The organism is Streptomyces xanthophaeus (genome assembly GCF_030440515.1).
GTDB classification, from domain to species: domain Bacteria; phylum Actinomycetota; class Actinomycetes; order Streptomycetales; family Streptomycetaceae; genus Streptomyces; species Streptomyces kutzneri.
In genome coordinates this window covers 1,723,396-1,734,677 of record NZ_CP076543.1, presented here as the reverse complement: position 1 = coordinate 1,734,677, position 11,282 = coordinate 1,723,396, and the positions used below count along the sequence as shown (strand labels likewise).

The 11,282-nt window shown below is 73.5% G+C and carries 11 protein-coding genes; 5 read left to right on the top strand and 6 right to left on the bottom strand.

The features are described 5' to 3' along the window. Positions 1-17: 17 nt before the first annotated feature. From KO717_RS07515 to KO717_RS07495, 5 genes are read right to left on the bottom strand one after another with little or no spacing between them, the layout of a single operon-like run. Positions 18-1,133 (bottom strand): DegT/DnrJ/EryC1/StrS family aminotransferase, encoded by a 1,116-nt coding sequence (locus KO717_RS07515; RefSeq protein WP_301365243.1) that lies wholly within the window; start codon positions 1,131-1,133, stop codon positions 18-20. Next, the gene (locus tag KO717_RS07510; protein ID WP_301365241.1) at positions 1,130-1,903 is read right to left on the bottom strand and encodes a NeuD/PglB/VioB family sugar acetyltransferase; all 774 of its coding nucleotides are present in this window, start codon (positions 1,901-1,903) and stop codon (positions 1,130-1,132) included. The genes KO717_RS07515 and KO717_RS07510 overlap by 4 nt, the downstream gene beginning before the upstream one ends. Further along, positions 1,900-3,054, bottom strand: coding sequence for a DegT/DnrJ/EryC1/StrS family aminotransferase (locus KO717_RS07505; RefSeq protein ID WP_301365239.1), 1,155 nt, complete (start codon positions 3,052-3,054; stop codon positions 1,900-1,902). Before KO717_RS07505 ends, KO717_RS07510 begins: the two co-directional genes overlap by 4 nt. After that, positions 3,051-4,055, bottom strand: a complete 1,005-nt coding sequence (locus tag KO717_RS07500; RefSeq protein WP_301365237.1) for an NAD-dependent epimerase/dehydratase family protein — start codon at positions 4,053-4,055, stop codon at positions 3,051-3,053. The genes KO717_RS07505 and KO717_RS07500 overlap by 4 nt, the downstream gene beginning before the upstream one ends. A gap of 58 nt (positions 4,056-4,113) precedes the next feature. Beyond that, on the bottom strand, positions 4,114-5,211 hold the full coding sequence (locus KO717_RS07495; protein WP_301365235.1) for a Gfo/Idh/MocA family protein: 1,098 nt from the start codon (positions 5,209-5,211) through the stop codon (positions 4,114-4,116). Positions 5,212-5,583: 372 nt separating this feature from the next. On the opposite strand from KO717_RS07495, the gene KO717_RS07490 reads away from it, so the two are divergent. The 3 genes from KO717_RS07490 to KO717_RS07480 all read left to right on the top strand — a co-directional run bounded on the left by KO717_RS07490 (position 5,584) and on the right by KO717_RS07480 (position 9,004). Next, entirely contained in the window at positions 5,584-6,480 is an 897-nt protein-coding gene (locus KO717_RS07490; protein ID WP_301365233.1) for a glycosyltransferase, read from the top strand. Positions 6,481-6,608: 128 nt separating this feature from the next. After that, positions 6,609-7,988 (top strand): MFS transporter, encoded by a 1,380-nt coding sequence (locus KO717_RS07485; protein ID WP_301365231.1) that lies wholly within the window; start codon positions 6,609-6,611, stop codon positions 7,986-7,988. Further along, positions 7,985-9,004, top strand: coding sequence for a TolB family protein (locus tag KO717_RS07480; protein WP_301365229.1), 1,020 nt, complete (start codon positions 7,985-7,987; stop codon positions 9,002-9,004). Before KO717_RS07485 ends, KO717_RS07480 begins: the two co-directional genes overlap by 4 nt. 16 nt (positions 9,005-9,020) lie before the next feature. Here KO717_RS07480 and KO717_RS07475 read toward each other — a convergent pair whose 3' ends face one another. Beyond that, positions 9,021-9,881: an alpha/beta hydrolase family protein gene (locus tag KO717_RS07475; protein WP_301365227.1), complete on the bottom strand. Its 861-nt coding sequence runs from the start codon at positions 9,879-9,881 to the stop codon at positions 9,021-9,023. A 299-nt stretch (positions 9,882-10,180) separates the two neighbouring features. Between KO717_RS07475 and KO717_RS07470 the strand changes: the two genes are divergently transcribed. Beyond that, entirely contained in the window at positions 10,181-10,684 is a 504-nt protein-coding gene (locus KO717_RS07470; protein WP_301365226.1) for a hypothetical protein, read from the top strand. 110 nt (positions 10,685-10,794) lie between these two features. After that, positions 10,795-11,166 (top strand): low affinity iron permease family protein, encoded by a 372-nt coding sequence (locus KO717_RS07465; RefSeq protein ID WP_301365224.1) that lies wholly within the window; start codon positions 10,795-10,797, stop codon positions 11,164-11,166. The last annotated feature ends 116 nt before the right edge of the window (positions 11,167-11,282 follow it).

Here is an 11,282-nt window from a genome sequence, read left to right as displayed (position 1 = left end):
TTTGCGTGAGCGCGGGGTCAGCGCAGGGCGTTGCGGAGCGTTTCCACGACCCGCTGTTGCTGGTCGGCGGTGATCTGCGGGAAGAGGGGGAGCGAGAGCATCCGGTCCGCCGCCTGTTCGGCGTGCGGGAAGTCGCCCCGTTCGTGGCCGAGGTGACCGAAGGCCGGGGTCAGGTGGACCGGCGCCGGGTAGTGGACGCCCGCACCGATGCCCTCCGCGTTGAGCTTGCCGACGACGGCGTCGCGGTCCGCTCCGGTGACCCGTACGACGTACAGGTGCCACACGTGGACATTGCCCTCGGCCGTGACCGGCAGGGTGACCTGCCCGGCGGCCGCGAGGCCGGCCAGCAGCTCGTCGTAGCGGGCGGCGGCGGCCCGCCGGGCCGCGTTCCCCTCGGCCAGCCGGGCCAGCTTCGCCCGCAGCACCACGGCCTGCAGACCGTCCAGCCGGCTGTTGAACCCGGCCACGTCGTGGCGGTACTTGGCGATGCCGCCGTGGTTGGCCAGGGCCCGGATCAGCTCCGCGCTCTCCTCGTCGTCGGTCACCACCGCGCCCGCGTCGCCGTACGCGCCCAGGTTCTTGCCCGGGTAGAAGCTGGTCGCGGCGATGCCCCCGCTGCCGGGGGAGCGGCCGTCGCGGGTCGCGCCCTGGCTCTGCGCGGCGTCCTCGACGATCTTCACGTGCGCCGGAAGCCCGGCCGCCAGCGCCGCGGTGTCCGCGCACTGCCCGTAGAGGTGGACGGGGACCACCGCGCGGGTGGCCCCGCCCACGGCCTCCAGGGCGGCCCGCGGATCCATCAGCAGGGTGTCGGGGAGGCAGTCGACCAGCACCGGCCGGGCACCGATCCGGGCGACGGCGCCCGCGGTGGCGATGAAGGTGTTCGCGGGCAGCACCACCTCGTCGCCGACGCCCACCCCGCTCGCGCGCAGGGCGAGTTCGAGGGCGTCGGTGCCGTTGGCGACACCCACGCAGTGCCCCACCCCGGCGAAGTCGGCGTAGTCACGCTCGAACGCGCGGACCTCCGCACCGCCGATGAAAGCGGTGTCGGCGAGCACACGGTCGAATCCTGCCCGTAATTCCTCGGCGACCTCGGCGTGCGCCGCCTTCAGGTCGACCAGCGGTATCTGATTCATGCGGCTGTGCTCCCCATCCGTGTCTCCGGCCGACGGCCGGCCGTTTCCTCGCCATCGGCCCGCAGCTCGTCGAGCGCCGGGCCACCCGCCTCGCGCAGCCGGCGGGCGGGGCTTCCGGCCCACACCTCACCGGGCGGCACATCGGCCAGGACCGTGCTTCCCATGCCGGTCAGCGACCAGGCGCCGACCGACGTGCCCTCGCGCACCAGCGCTCCCGCGCCCACGTACGCCCCGCGCCCCAGCCGCACCCCGCCACCGAGGCGGACGCCCGAGGCGAGGGTGGCGAAGTCCCCGACCCGGTCGTCGTGGGTGAGCACCACGTGCGGCATCACGGCCACGTGGGACCCGAGCCGGACGGCGGCCGTCAGCACGCAGTGCGCGAGCAGGACCGAGCCCGCGCCGAGCAGCGAGGACCCCGAGACCACCGCGGTGGGATGGACCACCGTGGCGTAACGACTCCCGGGCAGCCCCAGGCGCCGCACCAGGCGGGCCCGTACGGCGTAGTCGCGCGGACTGCCCACGCAGACCACCACCCGGGCCGCCGGCAGCTCGTGCACGAGGTGGCCGCCGCCCAGCACCGGCACCCCGTCGACCTCCCGGCCGTGCAGGCCCGGATCGTCGTCGAGGTGCCCGAGCAGCCGCCAACGCGGTGCCCGGCCGTACGCGGCCGCCGCGGCGGCCGCGTCCCGTACCGCCTGGGCGGTCTCGCGGGCGAACCCGCCCGCGCCGACGATCAGCAGATCCTCGGTCCGCGGCGGAGGGCCGCTCATCCGCCCGCCTGTTCGCGCAGCACCGCCACCACCCGGTCCTGCTGCTCCGGCGTCATCGTGTGGAACAGCGGCAGGATCAGGGAGTCGCGGCTGATCCGCTCGGTCACCGGCAGCGGCGCCGCGCCGTGGTCCGCGTACGCGGGCTCCAGGTGCGAGGCCATGATCCCGCGCCGGGCCGAGATCCCGGCCTCGGAGAGCGCCGCGAGCAGTTCGTCCCGGCCCACAGGGAAGTCCTCGGCCGGCAGCACCCAGTACGACTGGAAATTGCCCTGGCCGTGACCGGGGTCCCGGAGCGGCCGCAGGCCCGGGATTCCGCTCAGCAGCTCCGTGTACCGGGCCGCCAGCGAGCGCCGCCGGGCCACGATCTCGTCCAGCTTGCCGAGCTGCACCAGACCGACCGCGGCCTGGATGTCGGTCATCCGGTAGTTGTAGCCGACCTCCAGGTAGCTCTCGACGACCGGCTTGCTGCTCGCGTGGCGCTGCGCGGCGGACACGTTCATGCCGTGCTCGCGCAGCCGGCGCAGCCGCTCCGCCCACTGCGCGTCGTCCGTGGTCAGCATGCCGCCCTCGCCGGTGGTGATCACCTTGCGGGGGTGGAAGGACCAGGCGGCGAGCAGTGCGCCGTGGCCCACCGACTTGCCGCCCACCGTCGCGCCGATGCCGCAGGCTGCGTCCTCCACCAGGGCCACGTCCCAGTCGGCGCACACCGCGCGCAGCGCGTGCACGTCCGCGGGCACCCCGCCCTGGTGGACGGCGATCACCGCCTTGGTCCTCGGGGTGCGGACCGCGTCCACGGTGGCCGGGGTGAGGTTGCCGGTGGCCTCCTCGACGTCCGCGAACACCGGCCGGGCGCCCACGTAGCGCACGGCGTTGGCCGTTGCGATGAACGACAGGGAGGGGACGATCACCTCGTCGCCGGGACCGAGGTCCAGGGCGATCAGGGCCAGGTGCAGGGCGGTGGTGCACGAGCTCACCGCGATGCCGTGCTCGGCGCCCACCCGCTCGGCGAAGGCACGCTCGAACTCGGCGACCCGGGGACCCTGGGCCACCCAGCCCGAGAGCACGGCGTCGGCGGCGGCCTTCGCCTCCTCCTCGCCCAGCCAGGGCACCATCACCGGGATCCGGGCGGGGGCGGCGTCCGCGGCGCTCATCGGGCCGTCTCCGCGGCAGCAGCAGCCGCCGCGTCGGCGGCGCGCTCGGCCCGCCACCACTGCACCAGGTCCCGCAGGCCGGTGCGCAGGTCGATCTCGGCGGTGAAGCCGAGCCGCTCCGCGGCCTGCGAGGTGTCCGCGAGCCGGCGGGTGACCCCGTTCACGGCGCGGGCCGGGCCGTGCTCGGGCACCAGTCCCTCGGCGCCCATCGCCTCCAGCAGGCCGTGCGCGAGCTGCAGCAGGCTGGTCTCGGTGCCGCTCGCGACGTTGAACACCTCGTCGGTCAGGTCCGATTCGGCGGCCAGCAGGTTGGCGCGCGCGATGTCCCGGACGTCGACGAAGTCCATGGTCTGCAGGCCGTCGCCGAGGATCAGCGGCGGCTCGCCCGAGGCGATCCGCTCCATCCAGCGGATCAGTACCTCGGTGTAGAGGCCGTGGATGTCCATCCGGGGCCCGTACACGTTGAAGTAGCGCAGGGCCACGTAGTCCAGCCCGTACATGGAGTGGAAGCTGCGCAGCACCCCCTCGTTGAAGGCCTTCGCCGCACCGTAGAAGGTGTCGTTGTTGTACGGGTGGTGGCGCTCGGTGGTCGGGAACTGCTCGGCCAGGCCGTAGACCGAGGCCGAGGACGAGGCGATCACCTTGCCCACCCCGGCGGCCGCGGCCGCCTCCAGCACGTTGAAGGTGCCGTCCACCATGACCTCGTTCGCCAGCCGCGGCTCCTCCGCGCACTGGGTGATGCGGATGGCGGCGAGATGGAACACCAGCTCCGCGCCCTCGGTCGCCTTGCGCACCGCGGCCACGTCGCGGATGTCGCCCTCGACGAGTTCCACCACTCCGCTCGGCAGGGCGCGGGCCAGGTTGGCGCTCCGCCCCCGCACGAAGTTGTCGAGCACCACGACTTCGCGTGCCCCCTTGTCCACCAGCAGGTCCACCAGGTGCGAGCCGATCGTGCCCGCCCCTCCGGTGACCAGAATCCTCTTGCCTCGTACGCTGCTCAACGCCCTGCCCCCACTGAATCTTCGGTCGTGGTCTTGCGTGTGATCGGACTGCGGAGGATCAACGCCCGGTGCGCAGTCCGACGACCGCTCCGCGGAACTCCAGGCTCCGGGAGGCGGCTTCCAGGATGTCCAGCACCTTCAGTCCCGCCCGGCCGTCCGTCAGCGGCGGCCGTCCCGTCCTGATGGACGCGGCGAACTCCTCGACCATGCTGCGCAGGGCCTCCTTCTCACCGATCGCGGGCGCCACCATGTCGCCGGTCCGGTAGGAGACGAGCATGTCCCGGCGCTCGTCCGCGCCGATCTCCTGCGGGGCGCTCAGGTCCACCCCGCGGTCGAACACCGCCACGCGCTGCGTGGGGTTGAGGTCGTCCCACACCAGGGTGCGCTTGGACCCGCCGACCATGGTGGTGCGCACCTTGGTCGGGGAGAGCCAGTTGACGTGCACGTGCGCGATGGCGCCGGTGCTCAGCTGGAGCGTCAGATAGGCCACGCAGGACTGGCCGGCCCCGATGGGATCGGCTCCGTGCGCGGCCACGGCGACCGGCCGGACGTGGTCCGGGAGGATGAAGTCCAGCACGGACAGGTCGTGGGGGGCCAGGTCCCACAGGACGTCGATGTCCTTCTGGACGAGCCCCAGGTTGATCCGTACCGAGTCCACGTAGTGGATCTCGCCGAGTTCGCCGGAGCGGACCATCTCGCGGATCCGGCCCACCGCCGGGGTGTAGCAGTAGGTGTGGTCGCACATCAGCGTGAGACCGCGCTCCTCGGCCTCGTTCACCAGCCGCAGCCCGTCCTCGTACGTGGCGGCCAGCGGCTTCTCCACGAGGACGTGCTTGCCGGCGCGCAGCGCGGCCAGCGCGACGTCGAGGTGCGTTCCCGCCGGGGTGGCCACCGCGACCGCGTGGACCTCCGGGTCGGCGAGGACCGCCTCGTAGTCGCCGGTCGCCTGGACCGTGGAGTACGCGCCGAGCACCTGCCGGGCCCGGTCCACGTTCAGGTCGCACAGCCAGCGCAGCCGGAACTGGTCACTGGACTGGAAGTTGCGGACGAGATTGGGGCCCCAGTAGCCCGCACCGACCACGGCGACACCTAAGGGGGCCGACCCCTTGCCGGTGGCGCCCGCGCCCTGTTCCGCGTCCTTCGCGGTGTCCTTCACGGCGTTTCCCTTCCTTCCGCGCACGCCGGACGGCGTGTCGCCCATTCATGGCCGGGACGCGTGTGAGGGAGGGAGATGCCGTCGACGGCAGCCAGGACGCCTGCGCGTCCCGTGCGTGACCTGCTCAACGGTGATGGCCCCCCACAACCGATGCCCTACGTGATCCGCGTGCTTCGCCCCCCGGCCCGGCCGCCTGTTCCCCACAAGCAGCCGAACCCGTACCGCTTACCGCCTTTGCCCGCTGCCGGACACCGGCGCCGCCGAAGCGTGCCGAATCCGGTCGGCTCCGCTAAATCTAGTCCACCGGGCGTACCCCCGGGCAGAGTTGGCGTAATCGTCTGGGGCGGGTGTTCGACCATGCATACTGCCCGGGTGACCAGCATCGTGATACCGGCCCACAACGAAGGCCGGGTCATCGGCCGCCTCCTCGACGCGCTCCTGGCCGACACCTCTGTGTCCGGGCCCGACATCGTCGTGGTGTGCAACGGCTGTACGGACGACACCGCCCGCGTGGCGGGCGGGCGCGGCGACCGCGTACGCGTGGTGGAGATCCCGACTCCCTCCAAACACCGGGCACTTCGGGTCGGCGACGAACACGCGCGGGGCTTCCCCCGGCTGTACGTGGACGCCGACGTCGTCGTCGGGGCCGCCGACGTGCGAGCCCTGGTGGGCGCTCTCGACCGGAGTCCGGAGCTGCTCGCCGCCGCTCCCGGCCGGGACATCCCGCTGGGCGGCTGCGCCTGGCCGGTGCGGGCGTACTACCGGGTGTGGCAGCGGCTGCCCGCCGTCCGTGAGGGGCTCTTCGGCCGGGGGGTCATCGCCGTGACCGAGGCGGGGCACGCGCGGCTCGCCGCGCTGCCCCCGCTGATGGCCGACGACCTGGCCGCGTCCCTCGCCTTCGGGCCCGGGGAGCGGCGCGTGGTCGAGGGGGCCCGGGTGGTCGTCCGTCCGCCGCGCACCTGGTCGGATCTGATCAGGCGGCGCGTCCGCGCGGCGACCTCCTCCGCCGAGTTCGAGCGTTTCCAGGCGGCGCGGCGGGCCGAGGCGCCGGAAGGGGCACCGGAGCAGGTGCCGGAGCCGGTGTCGGGGCAGTCCGCGCGCACCGGAACGGCCGATCTGCGCGCCCTGCTGCGGGCCCGGCCGACGCTGCTGCCGGGGGTGGTGGTGTTCGTCGTGGCGGCGCTCGCCGCCCGCCGGGGCTCCCGGAAGGCCATCCGTGACCAGGACTTCTCCACCTGGCTGCGGGACGAGAGCAGCAGGCAGGGCTGATCCCCCCGGCCGACCCGGGGCGTACGGCCGAATCTGCTCGTACGCCGCACCGTTGGCCCGTACACCCATTAGGGTTCCACTCGCACGTTCGAGTGAACTCAGTCCGTCGGCACCGGGAGCTCCAGAGCATGTACCTCGCGGACCGCTCCGCGCCCGCGCCCGAGGGCGCGAAGTCCACTCCTGGCCGGGGACCCGTCCGGGCTCCCGCGGTCGCCTCGACCGTCCTCGCCCTGGGCGCGGTCAGCATGATCACCGACATCTCCTCCGAGATGGTCACCGCCGTCCTGCCCCTGTACCTGATCGCCGGTCTGGGCCTGAGCCCCCTCGGCTTCGGCGCGCTGGACGGCGTCTACAACGGGGTCAGCGCCCTCGTGCAGCTGACCGGCGGGCACCTCGCCGACCGCGTCCGCAACCACAAGCTGATCGCCGGCATCGGCTACGGCCTGTCGGCCCTGTGCAAACCGCTGCTGCTGTTCGCCCACAGCCTGGGCCCGATCAGCGTGATCCTCACGCTGGAACGCACCGGCAAGGGGCTGCGCACAGCCCCGCGCGACGCGCTCATATCCCTGTCCACACCACCCGAGTTACAAGGGCGCGCCTTCGGTGTGCACCGGGCCATGGACACCACCGGGGCGCTGCTCGGCCCGCTCGCCGCCTTCCTCATCCTGAGCCTGACGGTCGACGGCTACGACGCCGTCTTCGGCGTCAGCGCCTGCGTCGCCGTACTCGGTGTCGTGGTGCTCATGCTGTTCGTCCCGTCCGGCGGCGACACCCGGCCGGGGCCGTCCGGCAGAGCCACGGCCGCCACCGCCACCGCCGCCGCCGCCGTTCCCGGCGCGGACCGGCCCGCCCCCGTACGGCTGCGCGACGCGCTCGGCCTGCTGCGCCTGCCCCGGCTGCGCAACCTGGCCGTCTGCGCCGTCCTGCTGGGCCTGACCACCGTCAGCGACGCCTTCGTCTACCTGCTCCTGCAACGCCGCACCGGCATCGGCGACCAGTGGTTCCCGCTCCTGCCGCTCGGCACCGCCGCCGTGTTCCTGCTGCTCGCCGTGCCCGCCGGAGCCCTCGCCGACCGGATCGGCCGGCGCACCGTCTTCCTCACCGGGCACGCCCTCCTGCTGGCCGGCTACGGGCTGCTGCTGTGGGCCCCCGCCTGGCCCGCCCTGCCCTACCTCGTCCTCGCCCTGCACGGCATGTTCTACGCCGCCACCGACGGCGTGCTGCCCGCCGCCGTCGCCGCCACCGTCCCCGGCGAGCTGCGCGCCACCGGCATGGCCCTGGTCGGCACCGGCCAGGCACTGGCCCGCTTCGGCTGCTCGCTGGCCTTCGGCGCGGCCTGGACGCTCTGGGGCACCGGCCCGGCACTGGCCGCGGCCGCCGCCGGCCTGCTGTGCTGCGCCACCGTCGCAGGCTTCGTCCTGCGCCCCTCGGCGCCCCAGGACACCGACACCCGGCCCGACCCGAATCGAACCGAACCGAACCCGAAGCCCGTGAGGCCCCCCAGATGACGCTGTCGAACTCACGCCGCCTGCTCGTCCTCGCCGTGGCGGTGCTGCTGCTCGGGGGACTCGCCGCCGCGCTGGTGCTGCGCGCCGCCACCCGCGACGACAAGCCGTCGGCGGGCGGCCCGACGGTCGCCGCCGGGACCGTCACTCTCGACCGGCCCGGCTCCCTGACCTTCCTCAACGGCGGGCAGGGCCCGCACCGCGGGGTCCTCGCCTCCGTCCCGGCCGACGCACCCGAGTCCGAGCGCACCGCCTCCGAGCTGGGCTGCCAGCGCTTCTACGCCGCCGCGGGCACCGGCGTGTGCCTGCGCTCCACGCCCGGCGCGCTCGCCCAGGACAACAAGGCCCTGATCGTCGACTCCGAACTGCGCACCCTGCGAAGCTTCCCCCTCGCGGGCACCCCGAGCCGGGCCCGGGTCTCACCCAGCGGCCGGTTCGCCGCCTGGACCGTCTTCGTCTCAGGCGAGTCCTACGGCGCCGCGTTCTTCTCCACCCGTACCGCGATCGTGGACACCCGCACCTGGAAACTGGAGGCGAACCTGGAGGAGTTCGCCATCGACATGGACGGCCGCGAGCACCGCGCCCAGGACATCAACGTCTGGGGGGTCACCTTCTCCAAGGACGACGACACCTTCTACGCCACCGTCTCCACCGGCGGCGAGACCCACCTGGTCAAGGGCTCGATCTCGGGGCGCAGCGTCAAAACCCTGGCCAAGAACGTCGAATGCCCGTCCCTGTCCCCGGACGAGACGCGCATCGCGTACAAGAAGCGGGTCCGGGCCGGCGCCTCGCTGTGGCGCGAGCACGTGATGGACCTCGGGACGCTGCGCGAGCACGCACTCGCCGAGAAGCGCAGCGTGGACGACCAGGCCGCCTGGCTCGACGACCGTACGCTCGCCTACGGCCTGCCCACCGACGGCGCCGCCGACAGCACGGACCTGTGGACCGTGCCCGCCGACGGCAGCGGCACCCCGCGGCTGCTCGCCCCCGGAGCCTCCTCCCCGGCCCGCCTCGGCTGACACCTCCGAGGGGGTGTCAGGCCTGCTCCACGAAGGCCCGTACCCGTTCGACGAGTGTGGCGTTGTCGCGGATCCAGCCGTAGTGCAGGCTGCCCGGCGCGCCTTCGCCCACTGCGAGCTCCTCGTACGTCACCCGGGCGCTCGTGAGCTTGCCGCAGAGCCCCCGCACCCCGCCGGGCGGTGCCATGGGGTCGCCCTCGATGGCCACCGCCAGCACCGGCAGGTCCAACTCGGCCAGCCAGGGCTCGAAGTCCACGGGTGAGGACGGCACGTCGTAGCGGCCCGTCCGGACCTGGGCGGCCATGTCCCGCAGGACCTGCGCGGAGTCGTTCCCCAGCACCTTGAGGCGGCGGCCGGGGAAGTACCCGTACACGGAGGCGAAGGCGGCGGCGAGCTGGAACCCCACGAGCATGCCCAGGCTCCGCGGGAAGGGCCAGCCGCGCCAGTGGCAGGACGGGGCGCCGACCAGGACCGCGCCCGCGGCCATGTGCGGCTCCTGACTGAGGTAGAGCGTGCCGAGCTGCCCGCCGAGGCTGTGCCCGAGCAGGTGGCGCGGCGCCTCGGGGAAGGCCGCCGCGACCGCCCGGAACAGTGCGGGGCAGTCGTAGGCCACCATCTCGTGGTAGCCGTAGCGCACCCCGCGCCGCGCCTGGACCGAGCTCGTGCCCTGCCCCCGCAACTCCCCGAGGACCACCTGGAACCCCGCCTGTACGAGGGCCTCCGCCAGGGGCGTGTAGGACACGGCCCTCGTACCCATGGCGGGCATGCACACCAGCACCGGGGCGGACGGGTCGTCGGGCCTTCGGTGGAACCGGACGTGGACCGTGGCCCCGTCCTCGGCACGCACCGTGTGCGTGGTCACTTCGGTGGACGGCATGACGGACCTCCCTCGCTCGGGGCCATCCTGCGCGGTGTCGCGGACCGGATTCAACGGTTTCGGCCCCGGCCTGTCGGCCCGCCGGACTGGCGGCGGACCTCTCGGCGCGGGCCGTGCTGCCTGCCCGATACGGGAAACACCTGTTCGTACTCGGGTGGCGCGAAGCCACCGCTACGGAGCCCGCGGCTCTAGGGTGTGTCGGGGCCGGCCGGTCCGAAGCGGTGCGCGGGCCGAACGGCCCGTACGGACAACCGTTCCGGGGAACTGCAAGCCCTGACCGACACATGGGAGAACCGGCCGTGACCGGCATCGAATTCCTCGCCTCGTTCCTCAGGACCGGACGCCTGCACGGGATCGGCATCGGCTCCGGCCTCGGCGAGGTCGACCGGGCCGTCCGCCACCGCTTCGTCGACGTGGTCGGTGAGGACGGCCGGTCGCTGCGCCGCGACTACGGATTCGTCGAGTTCTACTTCAACCCCGGTGACGAGTGGGTGATGTCCGGCGGCTCCATCGAGCTGCACCGGCTCGCGTCCGGCCCGGACATGGCGCAGGAATGGGCCCGGACCATGGGGGTCGGCTTTCCCCGCCACGTCGCCTGGGCGGACGTGCGCGACGAGCTCGCGCGCGTCCCCGGAGCCCCGGAACTGACGGTCAGCGACCAGGGCGGCTTCCTGGAGTACCGGGCGGCGGCCTCCGACGTCTCGGTGATCGTCGTGGACGACGAGGAGGAGGAGCGGGGCTACCACGCGGGGCACGGGGACGTGTGGAGCGTCAGCCTGTGGGCCCCCGTACGGGCGGGGTGACCGCCCGGGGCCGGTGGTGGCCCCGGACGGCCCCTCCCCGGTCTGGGCCGGTCGGGTGCTCGGCCGGCCCGGAGGGGATGGGGTGCGGCCCGAGCGGGCACGTGCAGACCATGGCCTTCGAACATCCCGCGAAGAAGGGCGGCCAGGGGCGGCTCGGACGATTCGAGAAGCTGGCGGAGCTGGCCTCGAACTTCACCAGCTCGGCCGCCTTCTCCGTGTTCTGCCTCCTGCTGGTGGCCGGCTTCGTCGTGGTCCACGTGCTCCACCTGGACATCAGCTGGCAGCACCTGATGGGCGATGCGATGGCCGCGGTCGCCCTGCTGCTCCTGGCCCTGCTGAAGAACTCCGAGCGCAGGGCCGAGCACGCGATCCAGGTCAAGCTCGACGCCATCGCCGCTGTCCTCCTCGAACAGCACCAGGGCGAGCCGGGCCCCGCGCAGCGGGAGCTGGCCGAGGCCATCGGGATCGAGGACGGCGAGTGACGGATCGGCCCTTGGGCCGAGCGGACCCCGGAACGGGCGCTTTCGAGTGACCCGCCGCGCGGGCCTCGGCCGTGGGCGCCCGGATCTCCCCGACCATCTCAGGCGGCCGGTCATCT